The sequence below is a fragment of the Pseudomonas sp. GW821-FHT05D12 genome, assembly GCF_059419825.1.
The window spans coordinates 66,587-87,565 of the sequence record NZ_JBWKSN010000004.1 but is presented as its reverse complement, the minus strand read 5'-3'; the positions used below and the strand labels follow the sequence as shown (position 1 = coordinate 87,565).

19 protein-coding genes and 2 pseudogenes are annotated in these 20,979 nt (G+C 63.3%); 10 read left to right on the top strand and 11 right to left on the bottom strand.

Annotated elements, in window-relative coordinates; genetic code table 11:
• Position 1: 1 nt before the first annotated feature.
• Positions 2 to 1,069: an AI-2E family transporter gene (locus AC07SI_RS08455; RefSeq protein ID WP_065907130.1), complete on the bottom strand. Its 1,068-nt coding sequence runs from the start codon at positions 1,067 to 1,069 to the stop codon at positions 2 to 4.
• Positions 1,070 to 1,176: 107 nt separating this feature from the next.
• Positions 1,177 to 1,623: pseudogene (locus AC07SI_RS08450) on the bottom strand (thioredoxin family protein); the annotation flags it as partial.
• Between the two features lie 261 nt (positions 1,624 to 1,884).
• Between AC07SI_RS08450 and trhP the strand changes: the two are divergent.
• The gene (trhP, locus tag AC07SI_RS08445) at positions 1,885 to 3,213 is read left to right on the top strand and encodes a prephenate-dependent tRNA uridine(34) hydroxylase TrhP (protein ID WP_495005533.1); all 1,329 of its coding nucleotides are present in this window, start codon (positions 1,885 to 1,887) and stop codon (positions 3,211 to 3,213) included.
• On the opposite strand, the gene AC07SI_RS08440 is transcribed toward trhP, so the two are convergent.
• The 5 genes from AC07SI_RS08440 to AC07SI_RS08420 form a co-directional block, all read right to left on the bottom strand.
• The gene (locus AC07SI_RS08440; RefSeq protein WP_495005532.1) at positions 3,210 to 4,412 is read right to left on the bottom strand and encodes a pyridoxal phosphate-dependent aminotransferase; all 1,203 of its coding nucleotides are present in this window, start codon (positions 4,410 to 4,412) and stop codon (positions 3,210 to 3,212) included. The two genes, trhP and AC07SI_RS08440, sit on opposite strands and share 4 nt — an antisense overlap.
• The gene (locus tag AC07SI_RS08435) at positions 4,409 to 5,068 is read right to left on the bottom strand and encodes an RraA family protein (protein WP_495005531.1); all 660 of its coding nucleotides are present in this window, start codon (positions 5,066 to 5,068) and stop codon (positions 4,409 to 4,411) included. Before AC07SI_RS08435 ends, AC07SI_RS08440 begins: the two co-directional genes overlap by 4 nt.
• Positions 5,065 to 5,733: an RraA family protein gene (locus AC07SI_RS08430; RefSeq protein ID WP_495005530.1), complete on the bottom strand. Its 669-nt coding sequence runs from the start codon at positions 5,731 to 5,733 to the stop codon at positions 5,065 to 5,067. Before AC07SI_RS08430 ends, AC07SI_RS08435 begins: the two co-directional genes overlap by 4 nt.
• A gap of 102 nt (positions 5,734 to 5,835) precedes the next feature.
• Complete coding sequence (gene ctpM / locus AC07SI_RS08425) at positions 5,836 to 7,515, bottom strand: methyl-accepting chemotaxis protein CtpM (RefSeq protein ID WP_106804514.1); 1,680 nt, start codon at positions 7,513 to 7,515, stop codon at positions 5,836 to 5,838.
• Positions 7,516 to 7,605: 90 nt separating this feature from the next.
• The gene (locus AC07SI_RS08420) at positions 7,606 to 8,925 is read right to left on the bottom strand and encodes a Na+/H+ antiporter family protein (RefSeq protein ID WP_162946149.1); all 1,320 of its coding nucleotides are present in this window, start codon (positions 8,923 to 8,925) and stop codon (positions 7,606 to 7,608) included.
• Between the two features lie 241 nt (positions 8,926 to 9,166).
• On the opposite strand from AC07SI_RS08420, the pseudogene AC07SI_RS08415 reads away from it, so the two are divergent.
• Together AC07SI_RS08415 and AC07SI_RS08410 are read left to right on the top strand one after the other, a co-directional pair.
• A pseudogene (locus AC07SI_RS08415) lies at positions 9,167 to 10,456 on the top strand (methyl-accepting chemotaxis protein); the annotation flags it as partial.
• A gap of 102 nt (positions 10,457 to 10,558) precedes the next feature.
• Positions 10,559 to 11,314, top strand: coding sequence for a methyl-accepting chemotaxis protein (locus AC07SI_RS08410; RefSeq protein ID WP_371920707.1), 756 nt, complete (start codon positions 10,559 to 10,561; stop codon positions 11,312 to 11,314).
• Between the two features lie 304 nt (positions 11,315 to 11,618).
• On the opposite strand, the gene AC07SI_RS08405 is transcribed toward AC07SI_RS08410, so the two are convergent.
• From AC07SI_RS08405 to AC07SI_RS08390, 4 genes are read right to left on the bottom strand one after another with little or no spacing between them, the layout of a single operon-like run.
• Positions 11,619 to 12,938, bottom strand: a complete 1,320-nt coding sequence (locus AC07SI_RS08405; protein WP_495005529.1) for a sensor histidine kinase — start codon at positions 12,936 to 12,938, stop codon at positions 11,619 to 11,621.
• Complete coding sequence (locus AC07SI_RS08400; RefSeq protein ID WP_027603141.1) at positions 12,935 to 13,603, bottom strand: response regulator transcription factor; 669 nt, start codon at positions 13,601 to 13,603, stop codon at positions 12,935 to 12,937. Before AC07SI_RS08400 ends, AC07SI_RS08405 begins: the two co-directional genes overlap by 4 nt.
• Positions 13,603 to 13,914, bottom strand: a complete 312-nt coding sequence (locus AC07SI_RS08395; RefSeq protein WP_065907150.1) for a PepSY domain-containing protein — start codon at positions 13,912 to 13,914, stop codon at positions 13,603 to 13,605. The genes AC07SI_RS08400 and AC07SI_RS08395 overlap by 1 nt, the downstream gene beginning before the upstream one ends.
• Positions 13,914 to 14,216 carry a PepSY domain-containing protein gene (locus AC07SI_RS08390; RefSeq protein WP_495005528.1) on the bottom strand — a complete coding sequence of 101 codons (303 nt, stop codon included), beginning with the start codon at positions 14,214 to 14,216 and terminating at the stop codon, positions 13,914 to 13,916. The genes AC07SI_RS08395 and AC07SI_RS08390 overlap by 1 nt, the downstream gene beginning before the upstream one ends.
• 160 nt (positions 14,217 to 14,376) lie before the next feature.
• Between AC07SI_RS08390 and AC07SI_RS08385 the strand changes: the two genes are divergently transcribed.
• The 7 genes from AC07SI_RS08385 to codA all read left to right on the top strand — a co-directional run bounded on the left by AC07SI_RS08385 (position 14,377) and on the right by codA (position 20,977).
• Positions 14,377 to 15,456: a patatin-like phospholipase domain-containing protein gene (locus AC07SI_RS08385; RefSeq protein ID WP_065907154.1), complete on the top strand. Its 1,080-nt coding sequence runs from the start codon at positions 14,377 to 14,379 to the stop codon at positions 15,454 to 15,456.
• 75 nt (positions 15,457 to 15,531) lie between these two features.
• Positions 15,532 to 15,888, top strand: a complete 357-nt coding sequence (gene queD / locus AC07SI_RS08380) for a 6-carboxytetrahydropterin synthase QueD (RefSeq protein WP_003190259.1) — start codon at positions 15,532 to 15,534, stop codon at positions 15,886 to 15,888.
• Between the two features lie 91 nt (positions 15,889 to 15,979).
• Positions 15,980 to 16,420: a GNAT family N-acetyltransferase gene (locus tag AC07SI_RS08375; RefSeq protein ID WP_495005527.1), complete on the top strand. Its 441-nt coding sequence runs from the start codon at positions 15,980 to 15,982 to the stop codon at positions 16,418 to 16,420.
• 9 nt (positions 16,421 to 16,429) lie between these two features.
• Positions 16,430 to 17,053: an NUDIX hydrolase gene (locus AC07SI_RS08370; protein ID WP_065907157.1), complete on the top strand. Its 624-nt coding sequence runs from the start codon at positions 16,430 to 16,432 to the stop codon at positions 17,051 to 17,053.
• 190 nt (positions 17,054 to 17,243) lie between these two features.
• Complete coding sequence (gene codB, locus AC07SI_RS08365) at positions 17,244 to 18,512, top strand: cytosine permease (protein ID WP_120448070.1); 1,269 nt, start codon at positions 17,244 to 17,246, stop codon at positions 18,510 to 18,512.
• Complete coding sequence (locus AC07SI_RS08360; RefSeq protein WP_065907163.1) at positions 18,509 to 19,714, top strand: PucR family transcriptional regulator; 1,206 nt, start codon at positions 18,509 to 18,511, stop codon at positions 19,712 to 19,714. Before codB ends, AC07SI_RS08360 begins: the two co-directional genes overlap by 4 nt.
• Before the next feature lie 27 nt (positions 19,715 to 19,741).
• Positions 19,742 to 20,977 carry a cytosine deaminase gene (gene codA, locus AC07SI_RS08355; protein ID WP_495005526.1) on the top strand — a complete coding sequence of 412 codons (1,236 nt, stop codon included), beginning with the start codon at positions 19,742 to 19,744 and terminating at the stop codon, positions 20,975 to 20,977.
• The last annotated feature ends 2 nt before the right edge of the window (positions 20,978 to 20,979 follow it).

Below are 20,979 nucleotides of genomic sequence, written 5' to 3'. Positions count from 1 at the left end.
CTCAAGGCAAGGGCAGCTTGACCCGCGGCTTGCTTTCGACAAACAGCGCCCAGGTCGACATGAACAGCGCCGCCACCAGCGGGCCGATCACAAAGCCGTTCAGGCCAAATACCGACAGGCCGCCAAGGGTCGAGATCAAGATCAGGTAGTCCGGCATCCGCGTGTCCTTGCCCACCAGGATCGGGCGCAGCACGTTGTCCACCAGGCCGATGACAAATACGCCAAACAAGCCCAGCACCACGCCCTGCCAGATCGAACCACTCAGCAGGAAGTACACGGCCACCGGCCCCCAGACAATCCCGGCACCGACTGCCGGCAGCAGTGACAAAAACGCCATCAGCACCGCCCAGAGCAACGCGCTGGGAATGTCCAGGAACCAGAAGATCAGGCCACCCAGCGCGCCCTGGGTCACGGCCACCAACACGTTGCCCTTGACCGTCGCGCGCACCACCCGATTGAACTTGAGCTGCAGGCGGCGCTTCTGCGGTTCGGCCAACGGCACTGCCGTGCGCACCTTGCGCACCAGATCAGGGCCGTCGCGCAGCAGGAAAAACAGCAAGTACAGCATGATGAAAAAGCTCACCAGGAAATCAAACGTGCCCTGGCCAAAACTGAATGCCTGGGACGCAAAGAACTGGCTGCCCTGCATCGCACTCTTGACGATCTTCTCGCGCAGCCCTTCAAGGTTGCCCATGCCGAAGCGGTCGAGCAGGTGCTGGAAGTACGGCGGCAAAAAGTTCTTGAACTGCTCGATATAGCCGGCCACGTCGAGCTTGCCGCTCTCGACGTTTTTGTACAGCGTGGCGCCCTCTTGCACCAGCAAGGCACTGGTGATGATCACCGGCAAAATCGCGATCACCAGGCACACCGCCAAGGTGGTCAGGGACGTCAGGTTGCGGTTCCAGCCGAAGCGCTGCTGCAGGCGGCGCTGCATCGGGGCGAAGATGATGCCGAGGATGATCGCCCAGAACACTGCGCCGTAGAACGGCAGCAATATCCAGATGAAGGCGATGGTCACCAGGACCAGCAGTAACAGCAGGGTTTTGAATTGCAGGTTGGATTGATTCATGTCCGGTCCATGTCAGAAAAGCAGAGGGCCTGTGTAGGCCCTGTTGCTTAGTCCACTGCGAAACCTGGGAGTGCCATCCTTTATCCCACCAGCATAGACCGCAATCTTCAATGACCCGCCGCCTCACGCAACAGCGCCTGGATCATGGCCTCCTGCGCGTCATACCGGCCCTCGCCGAAGTGGCTGTAGCGCACCTGGCCCTGGGCATCGATCAGGTAATGCGCGGGCCAATACTGATTATCGAAATTGCGCCAGATCGCATAGTTATTGTCGATCGCGACCGGGTAGGTGATGCCCAGCTTGCGCACCTGCTCCCTGACATTCGTGATGATGTGCTCGTGGGCATATTCCGGGGTGTGCACGCCAATGACCACCAGGCCGTCCCGTGCATACCGCTGGGCCCAGGCCTTGACGTGCGGCAGCGCCCGGCGGCAGTTGACGCAGTCATAGGTCCAGAAATCCACCAGCACCACTTTGCCCTTGAGCATCTCGGGTGTCAGCGGCGGTGAGTTGAGCCATTCGACCGCCCCGGCCAGCGACGGCATGGCGCCCTGGGGCTCGTTGCTCTCATTACCTGCCACCTGGCTGGAAATCAGCGCAAAAGCCAGCAGCAGGCCGGCAAACACGGCCGTGATAAGTCGCATGGGGATGACCTTGTGGAGATGGGGAGCGCCATTGAACGCCCCTGAGGTATCAGGTCTGTGTCCACACCCAGCTGGCGATACACAGCGATACAAAATCGCCAAAGGACGACCTGGATCAATAAACCGCCGGCCCACCTGCACTACCCTCGCGCCCTTTTGCGACCCACGCCCATGCTCCCTGCGATTGCCTCCCCACTGCCAGCCCCTGAACTGCTCGCCCCCGCGGGCAGCCTGAAAAACATGCGCTACGCCTTCGCCTACGGCGCCGATGCGGTCTATGCCGGCCAGCCGCGCTACAGCCTGCGCGTGCGCAACAACGAGTTCGATCACCCCAACCTGGCCCTGGGTATCGAGGAAGCCCACGCGCTGGGCAAGCGCTTCTACGTGGTGGTGAATATCGCGCCGCACAACGCCAAGCTGAAGACCTTCCTCAAGGACCTCGCGCCCGTGATCGCCATGCGCCCGGATGCGCTGATCATGTCCGACCCGGGGCTGATCATGCTGGTGCGCCGCAACTACCCGTGGATGCCGATCCACCTGTCGGTGCAGGCGAACACAGTGAATTGGGCCAGCGTGGAGTTCTGGCAGCAGCAAGGCATCAGCCGGATCATTTTGTCGCGTGAGCTTTCCCTGGAGGAAATTGACGAAATCCGCCAGCAGGTGCCAGCCATGGAGCTGGAAGTGTTCGTCCACGGTGCCCTGTGCATGGCCTATTCCGGGCGCTGCCTGCTCTCGGGCTACATGAATAAACGCGACGCCAACCAGGGCACCTGCACCAATGCCTGCCGCTGGAAGTACCAGGCCACGCCGGCCGTGGAAAATACCACCGGCGATATCGTCCAGGCATTCGAACCGACGCTGGGGATCGGCACCCCGACCGACCAGGTCTTCCTGCTGCAGGAAGCTAACCGTCCGGATGAGCAGATGCCCGCTTTCGAAGACGAACACGGCACCTACATCATGAACGCCAAGGATTTGCGCGCGGTGCAGCATGTGGCGCGCCTGACCCGGATGGGCGTGCATTCGCTGAAGATCGAAGGCCGGACCAAATCCCACTTCTACTGCGCGCGCACCACCCAGGTGTATCGCCGCGCCATTGATGATGCGGTGGCCGGCCGTGAATTCGACCGCAGCCTGATGACCGACCTGGAGTCGCTGGCCCAGCGCGGCTACACCGAAGGTTTCCTGCGCCGCCACGTGCACGACGAATACCAGAACTACCAGAACGGCAGCTCAGTCTCGGAACGCCAGCAGTTTGTCGGCGAGTTGACCGGCGAGCGGCGCGGCGAACTGGCCGAGGTCAAGGTCAAGAATCGCTTTGCCGTGGGCAACCACCTGGAATTGATGACGCCCACCGGCAACTTTCACTTTGACCTGGCCACCCTGCACAACGCCCAGGGCGAAGCCATCGAAGTAGCGCCGGGGGATGGGCACACGGTGTATGTGCCCCTGCCCGCCGAGATGGACCTGCAGTTTGGCCTGCTGATGCGCGACCTCTAGCGGGTCGCCAGGCAAAATCGGCGGATCGCTTCGCACGCCTGGCGCAAGGAATCCTCATCCAGCGCATAGGCAATGCGCAGGTACGGCGCCAGGCCGAACGCACTGCCGTGTACCACCGCCACATTGGCTTCGTCGAGCAGCGCGTGCGCCACGTCTTCATCGGTGCGCAGCAGCGTGCCGGCAGGTGTGGTACGACCGAGCAGGCCGGCGCAGGACGCGAAGGCGTAGAACGCACCCGAGGGTTTCAGGCACTCCAAACCCGGTGTGGCATTCAGAAAAGCCACCACCCAGTCCCGACGCGCCTCGAACACCGCCCGCGACTGCTGGATAAAAGCCTGCGGGCCGTTCAATGCCGCGATGGCGGCCTGCTGGGAAATCGCACAGGCTCCCGAGGTCTGCTGGCCCTGGAGTTTTTCCATGGCCTCCAGCAACCAGCGCGGCCCGGTGGCGAAACCGATGCGCCAGCCGGTCATGGCGTAGGCCTTGGACACGCCGTTCATGGTCAGCACGCGCGGTGCCAACCGAGGTTCCACTTGCGCCAGGGTGTGGAAGGTTTGCCCGTCGAACAGCAAGTGCTCGTAGATATCGTCCGCCAACACCAGCACATGGGGATGCTGCAACACCACCTGCGCCAGGGCCTGCAGCTCCTCGCGGCTGTACACCGCGCCGGTCGGATTGGACGGCGAATTGAGGATCAGCCAGCGCGTGCTGGGGGTGATCGCCTGGTCCAGCGCGGCGGGCGTCAACTTGAAAGCGTCTTCGGCACTGCACGCCACGATCTTCGCCGTGCCGCCGCACAACTCGACCATTTCCGGGTAACTGACCCAATACGGCGCGGGCACGATCACCTCGTCGCCTTCGTTCAGCGTGGCCGCCAGCGCGTTGTAGATCACATGCTTGCCGCCGTTGCTCACCAGGGTGTCCTGCCAGTTCACGTCCAGGCCATTTTCACGGCGGAATTTATCCGCCACGGCTTCACGCAAGGCGCGTACACCGGCGACCTGGGTGTAGCGCGTCTGGCCGTTGCGGATCGCGTCGATACCGGCCTGGCGAATGTGCTCCGGCGTGTCGAAATCCGGCTCACCGGTGCACAGCGAGATGATCTTCGCACCTTCGGCACGGCGGGCGGCCACGCGGTCGATGATGCGGTACGTGGCGGAAGGCTTGGCCTGGGCCAGGCGCTTGTTCAGTGTATTCACGCGTCCTTCCTCTGCAAGGTGTGATAGCCCAGGGATTCACGGGCCTGCCTGAGGGTCTTGCCGGCTTCGATCTGCGCCCGGATCTGCGACTCGACGGCCTCGATCTGGCGGGCGGTACGCGCGACTTCCTCGGCACGCGCCCGGGGCACCACCAGCACGCCATTGGCATCGGCCACCACGATGTCTCGCGAACACACGCGGGCGCCGCTGATAGCCACCGGCTGGTTCACCGCCAGGACTTGCACACGGTCCTTACCGGTGCGCATGTAGCGGCCTCGGGTAAACAGCGGGTAACCGTCGCCCAAGGCCTTGCTGACGTCGCGGCACACGCCATCGATCACCGTCGCCGCGATGCCACGGCTGCCGGCGTACTGGGTCATGATGTCGCCCCACACAGTGCAGTCAGTGCGACCGGCGTTGGCGATCACCACCACATCCCCCGGCAACACGTCCTCGATAAAGTCGCCCACCGAACCCGGCGGCATGCTGGCCGGTACGTATTGCACGGTGAACGCCGGGCCCACCACGGTGCCGGGGTAATTATCCAGCGGTGCGATTCCCAGGCATTGGCCGGCGATGCCCAGTTTGTCCATGGCATCCGAGACGCCCGGGGTGTCGAGCCCCTCGAACAGGGCGACAAGCTGTTGATCGTTCATTGGGCAGGCTCCACGCGGATGGCTTCAAATTGGCGGTCATGCATCACGTCGGCGACCGACCGACCGCTGCGCACGGCATCGATCATCCCCGCCTCACGGGCGGCAATGCGCTCGCTCAACGCCAGCACCTGGTCGATCACCGCAGCCGGGATAAACACGCTGCCGCAGCGGTCGGCGATCACGTAGTCATCCTGCGCAACGTCCACGCCGCCGACGCGGATGGTCACGCCGGAATCGACCTGCACCACGCGATTGCGCGCGCTCATCATGGTCACTCCACGTCCGTAGACCGGGTAGCCGATGGACGCGCTGCCGTCGATATCGCGGCTGAAACCGTCGATCACCGAGCCGCGAATGCCCTTGGTCACGGCGGCATTGGCGATGATGTCACCCCAGCACGAGATGCCATCGAGGCCCCCGGCGATCACCAGCACGCGATCATCCGTAGTGATTGCGTCGATCACCGGCGAGATCAGGTGCACGCCGGGCACGGCGTCGGTCTTGGGTGCCAGTTTGACCGTGCTGGCGCGGCCGACCACCTTTGGGCAGTCCCACAACGGGCGGATGCCCACCACGGCGCCCGGCAGTTGCAGGAAGTCGAGGGCGTCGGAGACGGTGTTGGTGTCGAGTTCAGCCAGGCGCTGAAGCGGGTCGAGAGGTGACATGAGATGAGCCCCTGTTGTGGTTGGGGCTCAAGTCTCACTGAGGCGCTGTGATGGGTATATTCGTATTAACGTTAGGCAGACATACGCCCAAGCTATGGTTGCTCAGATGCGGAACTGCCCCACCAGTTGCCCCAGGCGCTGGCCCAAATCCGCCAGGCTGCGCGAGGTCTGGGCGCCCCGCTGGGTTTCATCGGCCACGCTGTCGACTGCCACGGCAATCTGATGCACGCTGCGGTTGATCTCCTCGGCCACGGCGGTCTGTTCTTCGGCGGCGCTGGCAATCTGCGCGTTCATCGAATTGATGGTGCCGATCAACTGGGCCATGGTGTCCAGCGACGCCCCGGCTTCATTGGCCTGGGCCGAGGTGCCGTCGCCCGCATCGCTGGAGCGGCGCATGGCGTCGACGGCAGCCACGGTGCCTTTTTGCAGACGGTCGATCATGCCCTGGATTTCCTGGGTGCTGGTCTGGGTGCGACTGGCGAGTGCACGCACTTCGTCGGCGACCACCGCAAACCCGCGCCCAGCCTCGCCTGCTCGCGCGGCTTCAATCGCTGCGTTGAGCGCCAACAGGTTGGTCTGTTCGGCGATTGAGCGGATCACGCCGAGCACGCTGACAATCGACGACACGTCCTGCTGCAGGCTGTCGAGGGATACGCCGCTGCTGCGGATGTCGCTCACCAGCGCATGGATCTGCGCAATGCTGCCATCCACCACGCGCTTGGCGGCCTGGCCTTCGACATCGGTCTGCTGCGCGGCCACCGAGGCGCCCTGGGCACTGCGCGCGACTTCCTGGGCGGCGGATGACATCTGATTGATCGCGGTGGCGACCTGGTCAGTCTCGTGACGCTGGCGCTCCATGGCCTGTTCCGAGCGTTGGGCCTGGTCGGAGACCTGACTGACCAGGCCGGTGAGTTGGCTGGTCATCTCGGTGATCTGGCGCACCAGGCCGTGGATCTTGTCGACAAAGCGGTTGAACGCGCCGGCCAGGTCGCCCAGTTCATCCTGGCTGGTGATGGCCAGGCGGCGGGTCAGGTCGCCCTCACCGGCGGCGATGTCGTCGAGGTTGGCTTTCATCAAGTGCAGCGGGCGCAGGATAGCGTTGGCCAGCAGCATGCCGACGGCAGCGATCACCAGCAGCACCACCACGGCCACGCCGAGGATGCTCAGCAATACGCCTTCCATGCGCGTTTTCACCTTGGCCTCGACCACCGCCACCTGGGCCTCGATGCCGTCCAGGTTCACCGAAGTACCGATGACCATGTCCCACTTCGGCAGGTATTCGGTGTAGCCGAGCTTGGGCACCAGTTCGGTCTGGCCGGGCTGGGTCGAGCTGTATTGCAGGTAGTGCGTGCCGTCCTTGCCGACCTTGACCAGGTCGCGGTTGACGTAGACACCGTTGGGGTCGCGGTTGTCCTTGAAGCTCTTGCCCACGCCGTCGGGGCTGTTGCCCTTGAACAGGCGAATGGTCTCGGAGTCGTAGCCGAAGAAGTAGCCGTCCTTGCCGTAGCTGGTGTTGGACAGCAGCTTGACCACTTGGGCCCGCGCGGCCGTGTCGCCGGGAGCCGCCGCGTCGTAGAGCGGCTTGATGGTGGTCATGGCCACTTCGACGTAGCTCTGCAGGGTCGCCTTGGCGTCGTTGAGCAGGCGCTGGCGGGTTTCATCCACTTCGTTGCGTGCCTGGCCTTGCAGGATCCACACGGTGGTCAGGCTGATCACCACGGCAAACAGCAACACCGGCACAACGGCGAGGGACAGGACTTTGGCCTTCAAACTCAGACGCATGGCTTTTCTCTCTTATTAGTGGCGACTTGAGAGGTTATCGGCCATGCGCCTGGGATCTGTAGGAGCCGGCTCCTACGGAACGGCGGTGTGTCAGAGGGTCATCGCGGCCAGCCAGCCGAACGCCAGCAGCGGGATGTTGTAGTGCAGGAACGTCGGCACCACGGTGTCCCAGATATGGTGGTGCTGGCCGTCGATGTTCAGGCCGGAGGTCGGGCCGAGGGTTGAATCCGAGGCAGGCGAACCGGCATCGCCCAGGGCCCCGGCGGTGCCGACGATGCACACGATGGCCAGCGGGCTGAAGCCCAGTTGCACACACAGAGGCACGAAGATCGCGGCCAGGATCGGCACCGTGGAAAACGACGAGCCGATGCCCATGGTCACCAGCAGCCCCACCAGCAACATCAACAACGCGCCGACGCCACGACTATGGCCGATGAACGCCGCCGAGGCTTCCACCAGCGAACGCACGTCGCCGGTGGCCTTGAGCACTTCGGCAAACCCCGACGAGGCGATCATGATGAAGCCGATCATGGCCATCATCTTCATGCCTTCGGTAAACAGGTCGTCGGTGTCGCGCCAGCGCACGATGCCCGACACCGAGAAAATCAGGAACCCGGCCAGGGCGCCGATGATCATCGAGTCCAGCCACAGCTGGATGATGAACGCCGCGGCAATCGCCAGGCCAGCCACCAGCAGGGTCAGCGGGTTGTACTGCACCGCGACCTGCTCGACCCGCTCGATTTTCTCCAGGTCATACACGCGCTTCTTGCGGTAGCTGACAAACACCGCCACCAGCAGGCCAACGACCATGCCCAGCGCGGGCAAGCCCATGGCGTGGGTGACGTTGACCTGGCTGATATCCACGCCGCTCTTGGCCACATTGGCCAGCAGGATCTGGTTGAGGAAAATATTGCCGAAGCCCACCGGCAGGAACATATACGGGGTGATCAGGCCGAAAGTCATCACGCAGGCGATCAGGCGGCGGTCCAGTTGCAGCTTGGTCAACACGTAGAGCAGCGGCGGCACCAGCAGCGGGATAAACGCGATGTGGATCGGCAGAATATTCTGCGAGGCAATCGCCACCACCCACAGCAGGCCGATCAACAGCCATTTGACGTGACTGCCGCCGGTGGCTTCCTGGCGGTCGACCAGCAGCAGGGCCTTGTCTGCCAAGGCGTGGGCCAGGCCGGATTTGGCAATCGCCACCGCGAAAGCGCCGAGCAAGGCGTAGGACAACGCCACAGTCGCGCCGCCGCCCAAGCCGCCATTGAAGGCCTTGAGGGTGGCCTCGATACCCAGGCCACCGGTAAGCCCGCCAACCAGGGCGCCGACGATGATGGCGATGACCACATGCACGCGGGACAAGCTGAGCACCAGCATGGTGCCGACCGCGGCGATGACTGCGTTAATCATGGTTACCTCAAGCAGAAACATAAAAAACAGGCATGCCCGCGCCCGGGCGGCCAAGGGATGGCTGCCAGCGTGCAGGCTTGAAGGAGGTCTTATTAGAGGGCGCGCACTTTGCAGCAGGCAGGGCTGCATGTCAAAAAACGACGCCGGTTTAAGGTTTAAATTGAACGTTTGAATAAAGAAAGTTCCACGGCGGCCGATACAAAGGCTCTCTGTGTTTTCAGGTTAAGGATGCTCCTCGATGTCCCTCAGACAGCTGTCCATTCAATGGAAAATCACCCTGCTCGCCGGCCTTTGCCTGTTGGGGATCGTGACCCTGCTGGTGGGTCTGTCGCTGTATCGCATGGCGCAGAGCTCCGAGCAGGTCAAAGCCTCCAGCATGCAAATGCTCGATGAGGCCGCCCAGGCGCGCATCGAGGCTCAGGGTGAAGTGCAGGCGCTGGGCATCCGCCAGCAATTCATGGACGCCTATCAATACGGCCATGGTTTTTCCCGTCAGGTACTGTTTTTGCGCGAGCAGGCCGAAAAGCGCTTCCTCGACGCCTTCGACACCCGCGAAGACCTGACCCGCCAGGTCAAGGCCGCGCTACAGGCCAACCCGGACCTGCTCGGCCTGTCGCTGGTGTTTGAAGCCAATGCGCTGGACGGCAAGGACGAACTGTTCGCCAACCAGGCTGAACTGGGCAGCAACGACAAGGGCCGCTTTGCCCTGTATTGGTCGCAACCGACGCCCGGCAAGCTGACCTCGATGCCGCTGCCGGAAAGCGACATGTCCGACACCTCCGTCGGCCCCAGCGGTGAAAAGGCCAACGCCTGGTTCACCTGCCCGCGCACCACGCTCAAGCCCTGCGTGATCGAGCCCTACTTCTATGTGATCGACGGGCAGAACGTGCTGATGACCAGCATCGTGTTCCCCTTGATGGTCAACGGCAAAGTCATCGCCTCGTTGTCGGTGGACATCAACCTCAATAGCCTGCAGGCCATCAGCCAACGCGCCAGCCAGAAGCTCTACGACGGCCAGACCCAAGTCAGCATCCTCAGCCCGACCGGCCTGCTCGCCGGCTACAGCGCGGACGCCAGCAAACTCAGCCAGCGCCTGGACCAGGTCGACAGCGCCAGCGGTGCGCAACTGATCAGCGCCCTGGCCAGCAGCACGCAGATCCGCAGCCTGCGTACCGACCACCAACTCAAGGTACTGGCAACGTTTGCACCGATTCCCGACGGCAAGCCGTCGGGTGTGTTGCTGGATGTGCCGGAAAAAGTCCTGGTCGGCCCTGCCGAAGCGCTGAAAGCCCAGATGGACGCCGACAACACCCGGGGCACCTTGCTGGAACTGAGCCTGGGACTGCTCGCCGCCGTGCTCGGCCTGATCCTGGTGTGGCTGATGGCCCGCAGCGTGACTCGCCCGATCCTCGGCGTAGCGCACATGCTCGAAGACATCGCCAGTGGCGAAGGCGACCTGACCCGGCGCCTGGCCTACGACAAGAAAGATGAACTGGGCCAACTGGCGGGCTGGTTCAACCGCTTTCTCGACAAGCTGCAGCCGATCATCGCCGAGGTCAAACGCTCGGTGCAGGATGCACGTGGCACGGCCGACCAGTCCGCCGCAATCGCCACCGAAACCAGCGCCGGCATGGAGCAGCAATACCGCCAGGTCGACCAGGTGGCCACTGCCTCCCATGAGATGAGCGCCACCGCCCAGGACGTCGCCCGCAGCGCTGCCCAGGCCGCCCAGGCCGCACGCGATGCCGACCAGGCGACCCGCGAAGGCCTGACGGTGATCGACCGCACCACCACCAATATCGGGCACCTGGCGGCAGACATGAGCACCGCCATGACCCAGGTCGAAGGCCTGGCCGCCAACAGCGAGAAAATCGGCTCGGTGCTGGAAGTGATTCGCGGCATTGCCGAGCAGACCAACCTGCTGGCGCTCAACGCCGCCATCGAAGCCGCCCGCGCCGGTGAGGCCGGTCGCGGATTTGCCGTGGTCGCCGATGAAGTGCGAAACCTCGCACGCCGCACCCAGGAATCGGTGGAAGAAACCCGCCTGGTCATCGAGCAATTGCAGAGCGGCACCACCGATGTGGTCGGCGCCATGGGCAACAGCTATCGCCAGGCCCAGGGCAGCGTCGAACAAGTCGGCGAGGCCGTCACCGCCCTGCGCCAGATTGGCGAGGCGGTCACGGTGATCAGCGACATGAACCTGCAGATCGCCAGCGCCGCCGAAGAGCAAAGCGCGGTGGCCGAGGAGATCAACAGCAACGTGGCGACGATTCGCGATGTGACCGAGTCGCTGTCCGAGCAGGCCAATGAATCCGCGCGCGTCAGCCAGGCACTGAACAGCCTGGCGAACCAGCAGCAGGGGTTGATGGATCAATTCCGGGTCTGAAGGTTGAAGTAGATCCGCTGTGGGGTATGACTCGGGGTTCTCGGGTGTATGAAGATCAAAGGTAGGAGCTGGCTTGCCTGCGAAAGCGGTGGGTCAGCCACCGAATCCATCCACTGACACACCGCCTTCGCGGGCAAGCCCGCTCCCACAGGGGATCCGGATATGACTCGGGGTCCCGGGTGTATGAAGATCAAATGTGGGAGCTGGCTTGCCTGCGAAAGCGGTGGGTCAGCCACCGAATGCATCACCTGACACACCGCCTTCGCGGGCAAGCCCGCTCCCACAGGAGGATCCTGGGTATGCCTCAGCCCTGGCGTCTGGGCAATTCGATCAGCGCCTTGAGCCCGCCAAGCTCAGACTCCTGCAGTTGCAACACCCCACCCCACACCTCGACGATATCGCGCACGATCCCCAGCCCCAGGCCATGGCCGTCAATCTGCTCATCCAGGCGCGCGCCACGACTGAACACCTGGTCACGCTGGGTTTCCGGAATGCCGGGGCCGTCATCTTCGACCGCCAGCAGGTAACTCTGCGGAGTCTCACTGATGCTCAGCCGCACTTCGGCATCCGCCCATTTACAGGCGTTGTCCAGCAAATTGCCGAGCAGTTCGAGCAGGTCCTCACGGTCCCAGGGCAAATGCAGGCCTGGGGCCACCTGGTAGCTGAGGTCCAGGTGCTCGCCGTGGATCATGTTGAGGGTGGCGAGCAGGCCGGGCAGTTCTTTTTCACAGTCGAACAACGCACCGGGCAGGGTTTCACCCGCCAGGCGCGCGCGATTGAGTTCACGATTCAGACGTTGCTGCACCTGCTCCAACTGGTCACGCAGCAGCTTGCTCAGTTCGGGATGATCCTTGAGCGCCTCGCTTGAAGCGGCACTCAACAGCACCGCCAACGGGGTTTTCAGGGCGTGCCCAAGGTTGCCAAGGGCGTTGCGCGAACGCTTGAGGCTGTCTTCGGTATGCGCCAGCAGGTGGTTGATCTGCGCCACCAGGGGCTCCAGCTCCAGCGGCACCTGGGTGTCGAGCTGCGAACGCTGGCCTTGCTGCAATTGCGCGATCTGGTTGCGCGCGGTTTCCAGCGGGCGCAAGGCGCGACGTACGGTGACGCGTTGCAGGATCAACACCAGCAGCAGCGCCGCCAGCCCGAGTACCAGGCCGATCTGACGCATCAGGCGAAAGCTTTCGCGCACCGGCGTGTAGTCCTGGGCCACGCTGATGGAAATCGGCTGGCCAAAGCGTTTGTAGTCCGAACGCAGCACCAGCAGTTGCTGGCCTTCCGGCCCCAGTTGCAGATTGCCCTTGAGTCCGGCCTCGGGCAGTTGGGGCAGTTCCTGGTCCCACAACGAGCGCGAACGCCAGTGGACATCGGCAAAGTCGATCCGAAAGTAATGCCCGGAAAACGGCCGTTGGTAAGCCGGCGACAGGCGCTGTTCATCCAGCTGCACGCCGTTGGGCCCACGCACCAGCGCCACCAGCAGGTTCTCGGCGTCGTTGCGCAGGCCCGCTTCCAGGTAGCGCTGCAAGCCGGCTTCGAACAACCACAGGCTGGTCTGCGCCAGCACTACGCCGACGATCACCATCACGCTGATCAAGCCCAGGCTCAGGCGTCGCTGGATCGACTTCATGCAGGGCTGGCGCCAAATCGATAACCCTGGCCACGCCGGGTTTCAATCACGCTGCGCCCCAACTTGCGGCGCAGGTGGTTGACGTGCACTTCCAGCACGTTGGAGTCGCGCTCGGTTTCGCCGTCATACAAGTGCTCGGCCAGGTGGCTTTTCGAGAGGATCTGTTCGGGGTGCAGCATGAAGTAGCGCAACAAGCGGAATTCGGCGGCGGTCAGCTGGATCTCGTCGCCATCGCGCAGCACGCATTGACGGCCTTCATCCAGATGCAGGCCGGCGGCTTGCAAGGTCGGTTGGTTGGCCTGCCCATGGGAACGGCGCAACAGTGCCTGGATGCGCAGGTGCAACTCTTCGGGGTGAAAAGGTTTGCTCAGGTAATCGTCGGCGCCGGCCTTGAGCCCTTCGATACGCTCGGCCCAGGAATCACGGGCGGTGAGAATCAACACCGGGGTAGCCAGCGCGGCGGCACGCCATTGCGCCAGTACTTCAAGCCCGGGCAGCCCCGGCAGGCCGAGGTCGAGGATGATCAAGTCATAGGGTTCGCTACGGCCCTGATAGGCGGCGTCGCGGCCATCGGCCAGCCAATCGACGGCATAGCCCTGGCGCTGCAGGCCGGCGAGCAGTTCATCGGCCAGGGGTACGTTGTCTTCCACCAGGAGCAGGCGCATCAGTCTTCCTCGTCTTTGATCAGCACACCGGTACTTGCGTCCAGCTTGATCTCGCGTACCACCCCTTCGGTGGTCACCAGTTCGACTTCATAGGCATATTTGCCATGCTTTTTCTCCAGCTCAGCCTCCAGCAGCCGCGAGCCGGGGTAGCGCGCCATGGCCTGCTGCAACAGTTGCTCCAGCGGCAGGATCACGCCCTGCTGGCGCAGCGCCAGGGCTTCATCCTGATTGAGGTCGCGGGCCGCCAGGCTCGAGCAGAAAACCATGAGCACCAGTGCCACTCGACTGCCGGCGGGTAAATTTACCTTCATTACGTATCCTGATGATTCTTGAGAACCTGCCCGGTGAGCGCGTCCAATTCAATATCCCATTCAATGCCGTCGGCATCTTTGAGTTCGACCTCGTAGACAAACTTGCCGTAGGCCTCGTCCAGATCGGTGTCCAGCAGCGTCGAGCCGGGGTGCAGGGCCAGCGCCGTGGCGTCGAGTTGATCGAAAGCGACAATTGTAACAGTGGCGGGCACGGTCAGTGGTTTGTCCGGGTCCACGGCTCCGGCCCGGCTCGCCGCGATGGCGATGATAACGGCGGCGGCCAGAGCTGTGAGGCGCTTCATGAGGAGTCTCCGTTACACGATGTTTTTCCTACGCCGGTAACGGTACCTGCTGCAACTTAACTGAAACTGAATTGCCACCATGGCAATTTCGCCGGACTGCGTTTTTCCCACATCGGCTGAGATTTCCTATAATGCCCTGCTTGCTTCAACAGAGACCGGTATGACAGCCATCCACATCAAATTCCCCGCCCTGACGCTCAAGGCCGGCACCCGCGCCTTTGCGCGCATTCGTGAACGGGGCCTGGCGCCTGCGGATGTGGGCATCCTCCCCGGTGCGGCCGGCGGGCCCAAGGCGCTCGGAATCCAGGGCCTGGACCTGGCGCTGTTCGGCGACTGGCTGCCACGCGCGCCTCGCGAGCGCGCGCTGATCGGTGCGTCGATTGGCTCCTGGCGGTTTGCCAGTGCCTGCCTGCCCGACCCGGTGCAAGGCCTGCTGGACCTTGGCCGCCTCTACAACGAACAGCGCTTTGCCAAGGGCGTGACCATGGCCGAGGTCAGCCGCAGTTGCCAGCGCATGCTCGACGACCTGCTGGCCGGCCGCGACGCGCGGGTGCTGGACAACCCCGACTATCGCCTGAACATCATGGTGGTCAAGAGCCATGGCCTGCTCGCCGATGACCATCGCGGACGGCTGGGCCTGGGCCTGTCGTCGGTGATTGCCGACAATCTGCGCGGGCGGGCGCGGCTGGCGCGGCACTTCGAGCGGCTGATCATCCACGACCCACGCCAGGCGCCGCCGGTGCATGCGTTGAAGGATTTCCCGTCGCGCTTCGTCAACCTGGAACTCGGCAACCTGCGCCAGGCGCTGCTGGCGTCGGGCTCCATCCCTATGGTCATGCAAGGCGTGCGCGACCTGCCCGGCGCGGGTGCCGGCACTTTCCGCGACGGCGGCCTGCTGGACTACCACCTCGACCTGCCCTACCACGGCGACGACATTGTGCTGTACCCGCACTTCACCGACCGGGTCATCCCCGGCTGGTTCGACAAGGGCCTGCCGTGGCGGCGCAGCAATCAACAAGGCTTGCAGGATGTGTTGCTGCTGGCGCCGTCCCGGGATTACCTGGCACGCCTGCCCCACGGCAAACTGCCGGACCGCAGCGACTTCAAGCGTTTCATGGGCGACGACCCGAGCCGCAACAAATACTGGCAAACCGCAATGAGCGAGAGCCGGCGGCTCGGCGATGAGTTTCTGCGCTTGGCCGATAACGGCGAGCTGGGCGAACACCTGCAGCCACTTTGACCCAGCGGTATGCGCGGCGGCGAATCAAACTGTTAAACTCGCCGCCTGCCAGATACTGACCGAGCTGAAAATACTGTGGAAATCTTCAAAGAGTTTACCTTCGAGTCCGCCCACCGCCTGCCCCACGTACCCGAAGGCCACAAATGCGGGCGCCTGCACGGGCATTCGTTCAAGGTGGCGATCCACCTGAGCGGCGACCTGGATCCGCATACCGGCTGGATTCGCGACTTCTCGGAGATCAAGGCGATTTTCAAGCCGCTCTACGAACGCCTCGACCACAACTACCTCAACGACATCCCCGGCCTGGAAAACCCGACCAGCGAAGTGTTGGCCAAATGGATCTGGAATGAGCTCAAACCCCTGCTGCCGGAACTCAGTGCGATCCGCATCCATGAAACCTGCACCAGCGGCTGCATCTATCGCGGCGAGTAAGCCGGCGAGATGAAAAAACCACCCTGGCGGTGGTTTTTTTATGCCCTGCTCCCTTACAGTCGTGGCTCCAGCCGACCAGGAGCACGCCGCAATGCTGCGCCCCGCCACGCCCCATGATGTTGCCGCCATTGAAGCCATCGTCGAGGCCGCTTATTCACCGTACATCGAGCGTATCGGCCGCAAACCCGGGCCGATGCTTGAAGACTACGGCCGGCGAGTCGAGGTCGGTGGTGTGCATGTACTGGACAACGACGGGCAGATCCAGGGTTTTATCATCCTGCAAGACACCGACAGCGCCCTGCTGCTGGATAACCTGGCGGTCGCCCCGCAGGCCCAGGGCCTTGGTCTTAGCCGCGTATTGATGGACTTCGCCGAACGCCAGGCCATCGACGCGGGTTACAGCGCCATACGCCTCTACACCAATGAAGCCATGACCGAGAACCTTGCGCTGTACACCCGCCGGGGTTACGTGGAAACCCACCGGGCCGAGGAACAGGGCCTGCGCCGGGTGTACATGGCCAAGCACCTTTAGGAGACAGGCATGGAAAACACCTGGCTGGCCCAAGCCAAACGCCTGCAGGCGCTGGCCTCCACGGGCCTGCATTTTTGCACCGATGATTTCGAACGCGAGCGCCTGGAGGAAATCGCCGAGATTGCCCACAGCATGTTGGCGCAACTCGGTAACGTGCCGCTGGAGCGCATCACCGGCTTGGTGTCGGATTTTGCCCAGCGCTATTCCACGCCAATGATCGACGTGCGCGGCGCGGTCATTGAGGGCGACCGGATTCTGCTGGTGCGCGAACTGACCGATGGCTGCTGGGCGCTGCCGGGCGGTTATGCCGATATCGGCTTGTCGGCAGCGGAAAACATCATCAAGGAAATCCGCGAGGAAGCCGGCTTGAGCGTTACCGCGCGGGCACTGTACAGCGTCACCCACAAGGCCAAGGGTTTGTATCGGCCGGATGTGCGCGACTTCTACAAGCTGTATTTCCTGTGTGAACGGGTGGACCAAGCGGCGCCAATGGCCGGGTTCGAGACCACCGACGTGGGCTTTTTCGCCCTGGATGATCTGCCGCCGCTGTCCCGGGGGCGCACCATCGAGAGTGATCTGGCGGCGGCATTTGCCTTTCATCGCGGCGAAACCACCCACACGCTGTTCGACTGATCCAATTTGTATCACGGCTGCACCGCTTTCGTGCCTGACTGGGCACAGCGAACACCCTCGCCCGCTTTTTATGCCTGTTTGGCTATAAATACTGTGCATGCTGCACAGTGCAGACCGTGCGCCTGTCACTGGGAGTGATTTGGCACGCGCGGTGCAATACGCCTGCGTCACTCATTCAGGGAGTACCGACATGACGCAGCAAGAACCGGGCAACGACTACCCCTTAAGCGAAGTCCCCATGCATGCGCGCAAAGGCCTGGCGTCTACCGCCATGGTGCTGCTGGGCTTCACCTTTTTTACCGCGACCATGTTCGCCGGCGGCAAGCTGGGGGTCGCGTTCAGCTTCACCGATATGCTCGGCGTGGTGGCGCTGGGTAACCTGCTGCTGGGTATTTACGCCGCAGGCCTGGGTTACATCGCGTTCAAGAGCGGGTTGAACTCCGTGTTGATGGGGCGCTTCTGCTTTGGCGAAGTGGGCAGCAAACTCAGCGACTTGATCCTCGGTTTCACTCAGATTGGCTGGTATGCCTGGGGCACCGCCACCGCCGCCGTGGTGCTTGGCAAGTATTTCGAACTGAGCCAGGGCAGTGTGCTGGCATTGATGGTGCTGTTCGGCCTGGTGTTTTGTGCCACCGCCTACGTGGGTTATCGCGGGTTGGAGATTCTTTCCTACATCGCGGTACCGGCCATGGGCATCCTGCTGTTTCTGTCGATGTGGGTGGCCACGGTAAAAGTCGGCGGGTTGGACGGACTGCTGGCGGTGGTGCCGACCGCTGAGCTGGACCTGTCCACCGCGATCACGCTGGTATTCGGCACTTTTGTCAGCGGCGCGACGCAGGCGACCAATTGGACGCGGTTCTCGCGCTCGGCCCGGGTCGCGGTGCTGGCCAGCCTGATCGGTTTCTTCGTCGGCAATGGCTTGATGGTGCTGATCGGTGCCTATGGCGCGATCGTCTACCAACAGCCCGACGTGGTGGAAGTGTTGCTGCTGCAAGGCTTCGCCATGGCAGCAATGGCCATGCTGTTGCTGAATATCTGGAGCACCCAGGACAACACCATCTACAACTTCGCCGTGGCCGGCTGCAACCTGTTGCGCACCAAACGCCGCAAGACCGTGACCCTGGCGGGAGCAGTGATCGGCACCCTGCTGGCGCTGCTGGGCATGTACGACATGCTGGTGCCCTACCTGATTCTGCTGGGCACCGTGATTCCACCGATCGGCGGGGTCATCATGGCGGACTTCTTCTACCGCTGGCGCGGCCACTACCCGCGCCTGGCAGATGCACGCCTGCCGGCTTTCAATTGGCCGGGGCTGGCCGCGTATGCGGTGGGCACCGTGCTGGCGTTCAATTCGCCGTGGGTCGCGCCGTTGGTGGGCATCGTGGCCGCATCGCTGACTTACATGCTGCTGACCTCCGTGCTGCGCGCTCGCGCACCGCTGGCTGATGCCCCGGCATGAGCCTGACGATTGCCGATGTACTGGCCTTGCCGGGTCTTGCGTCCATGCGTCTGCGCGCCGCAGAGGCAGGCCTGGACAACGTCGTACGCTGGCCGTATGTGGCGGAAAACAGCGGGATCGCCGAGTGGGTGCTGGGCGGTGAGCTGGTGTTCGTCACCGGTATCAATCACCCTCGGGATGAAGCCAACTTGCTGCAACTGCTGGATGAAGCCTGTCAGCGGCAGGTGGCCGGCTTGGTGATCCTGACGGGGCCGGCGTATATCCAGGCGATACCCCAGCGCTTACTCGACGCCGCCGAGGCCGCCGGTATGCCGCTGATCGAGCAGCCCTACTCGCTGAAGATGGTGCTGGTCACCCAGGCGATCGGTTCGGCGTTGATTCAATCCGAACAATTGGGCCGCTCGCGCCACGATGTACTCGAGCGTTTGCTGACCGGCGATTACCAATCCCTGGATCTATTGCTGCACCGCGCCGTGCAATTGGGCATGTCGCTGGCCGGGCACTGGCAGGTGGCCCAACTGCAGCTCGAAGGCAGCGAGTTGCTGTTTGCCCAGGACGACGCGGCGCAGGTGGAGGCCCAGTTGGCCCGGCAGCACGACGCCATCAGTCGACGCTTGCGCCAGCTGTCGCCGGTGTTGCCGGTACTCGGCCGCGCCGGACAGTGGACGCTGCTGCTGCCGGCCGCGGATGCCGTCGCCGCCTTGGCCAATCGCCAGCAACTGGTCAACTGGCTGAACCCGCTGAACCTGCGCCTGGCGCCGCTGAAAGTGTTTATCGGCCTGAGCGCTGCCGCGCACCCACCTGCTCGCCTGGCCCAGGCTCACGATGAGGCGCGCCAGGCGTTGACGGCGGCACGCCGGTTCAGCGAACGCGCCGGGCTCTGCGTGTATGACGAACTGGGGGTGCTCAAGCTGCTCAGCGGTGTGCGTGATCGCGCGCTGCTCGACCAGTTCCTGAATGAACGCCTGGGCCCGCTGCTGCGCCACGACCTGCACCATGGCCCCAGCCTGATGCCGACCCTGGAGGCCTGGTTTCATGAGAATGGTAACCTTGTGGCCGCGGCCCAGCGCCTCGCCGTGCACCGCAATACCCTGACACACCGCGTCCAGCGAATCGAAGCCCTGTGTGGCCTGACGCTGGAGAATGCCTACGACCGCCTGGACATCGGTATCGCCCTGATGATCTGGCGGCTGTCTGCCTGATTGTTGTTATCCAAGAGGAACTTGCCCATGCACATCATCAACGCCCGCCTGCGCAACCGTGAAGGCCTGCATGATCTGCACCTGGAACACGGCCGGATCGCCAGCATCACCGCGCAAACCAGCGTGCCCGCAGTCGGCGTCGACGACCTCGACGCCGGCGGCAACCTGGTGATCCCGCCCTTTGTCGAACCGCACATTCACCTCGATGCCACCCTGACCGCTGGCGAGCCGCGCTGGAACATGAGCGGCACCCTGTTCGAGGGCATCGAATGCTGGGGTGAGCGCAAAGCCACCATCACCCAGGAAGACACCAAGACTCGCGCCAAAAAGACCATTCAGGCCCTGGCCGCCCACGGTATCCAGCACGTGCGCACGCACGTCGACGTCACCGACCCGGATCTCACCGCGCTCCAGGCCATGCTCGAAGTGCGCGAAGAAAGCACGCACCTGATCGACCTGCAGATCGTCGCCTTTCCCCAGGAAGGCATCGAGTCGTATCGCAATGGCCGCGAGCTGATGGAAGAAGCCATTCGCCTCGGCGCTGACGTAATCGGCGGCATCCCGCACTTTGAATACACCCGCGACCAGGGTGTGAGCTCGGTGAAGTTCCTGATGGACCTGGCCGAACGCACGGGTTGCCTGGTGGATGTGCACTGCGACGAAACCGACGACCCGCACTCGCGCTTTCTCGAGGTGCTGGCCGAAGAAGCCCGCAGCCGCGACATGGGCGCCCGCGTCACCGCCAGTCACACCACGGCCATGGGCTCCTACGACAACGCCTACTGCGCCAAACTTTTCCGCCTGCTGGGGCACTCGGGCATCAGCTTCGTCTCCTGTCCCACCGAGAGCATCCATCTGCAAGGCCGCTTCGACACCTTCCCGAAACGTCGTGGCGTGACCCGGGTCAACGAGCTGCTGGAAGCCGGCATGAACGTGTGTTTCGGCCAGGACTCCATCGTCGATCCGTGGTACCCGCTGGGCAACGGCAATATCCTGCGCGTGCTGGAAGCCGGGCTGCATATCTGCCATATGCTCGGCTACCGTAACCTGCAGAGCGCACTCGACCTGGTGACCGACAACAGCGCCAAGGCCATGGCCCTGGGTGACCGTTACGGCCTTGAAGCGGGGCGCTCGGCCAACCTGTTGATCCTCTCGGCCAACAGCGACTACGAAGTCATTCGCAGCCAGGGCCTGCCGCTGTACTCGATTCGCAATGGCCAAGTGTTGATGAAACGTCAGCCCGCCCAAGTGGAGTTTATGTAAAG

Bases quoted from the DNA above. Each gene is read 5' to 3' on its own strand.
- AC07SI_RS08360 (WP_065907163.1), top strand. From the start codon at position 18,509: ATGAGCCTGACGATTGCCGATGTACTGGCCTTGCCGGGTCTTGCGTCC.
- AC07SI_RS08375 (WP_495005527.1), top strand. From the start codon at position 15,980: ATGCTGCGCCCCGCCACGCCCCATGATGTTGCCGCCATTGAAGCCATC.
- codB (WP_120448070.1), top strand. From the start codon at position 17,244: ATGACGCAGCAAGAACCGGGCAACGACTACCCCTTAAGCGAAGTCCCC.
- AC07SI_RS08435 (WP_495005531.1), bottom strand. From the start codon at position 5,068: ATGAACGATCAACAGCTTGTCGCCCTGTTCGAGGGGCTCGACACCCCG.
- AC07SI_RS08385 (WP_065907154.1), top strand. From the start codon at position 14,377: ATGACAGCCATCCACATCAAATTCCCCGCCCTGACGCTCAAGGCCGGC.
- AC07SI_RS08455 (WP_065907130.1), bottom strand. From the start codon at position 1,069: ATGAATCAATCCAACCTGCAATTCAAAACCCTGCTGTTACTGCTGGTC.
- AC07SI_RS08400 (WP_027603141.1), bottom strand. From the start codon at position 13,603: ATGCGCCTGCTCCTGGTGGAAGACAACGTACCCCTGGCCGATGAACTG.
- AC07SI_RS08405 (WP_495005529.1), bottom strand. From the start codon at position 12,938: ATGAAGTCGATCCAGCGACGCCTGAGCCTGGGCTTGATCAGCGTGATG.
- AC07SI_RS08430 (WP_495005530.1), bottom strand. From the start codon at position 5,733: ATGTCACCTCTCGACCCGCTTCAGCGCCTGGCTGAACTCGACACCAAC.
- ctpM (WP_106804514.1), bottom strand. From the start codon at position 7,515: ATGCGTCTGAGTTTGAAGGCCAAAGTCCTGTCCCTCGCCGTTGTGCCG.
- codA (WP_495005526.1), top strand. From the start codon at position 19,742: ATGCACATCATCAACGCCCGCCTGCGCAACCGTGAAGGCCTGCATGAT.
- AC07SI_RS08410 (WP_371920707.1), top strand. From the start codon at position 10,559: ATGGAGCAGCAATACCGCCAGGTCGACCAGGTGGCCACTGCCTCCCAT.
- trhP (WP_495005533.1), top strand. From the start codon at position 1,885: ATGCTCCCTGCGATTGCCTCCCCACTGCCAGCCCCTGAACTGCTCGCC.
- AC07SI_RS08370 (WP_065907157.1), top strand. From the start codon at position 16,430: ATGGAAAACACCTGGCTGGCCCAAGCCAAACGCCTGCAGGCGCTGGCC.
- AC07SI_RS08390 (WP_495005528.1), bottom strand. From the start codon at position 14,216: ATGAAGCGCCTCACAGCTCTGGCCGCCGCCGTTATCATCGCCATCGCG.
- AC07SI_RS08395 (WP_065907150.1), bottom strand. From the start codon at position 13,914: ATGAAGGTAAATTTACCCGCCGGCAGTCGAGTGGCACTGGTGCTCATG.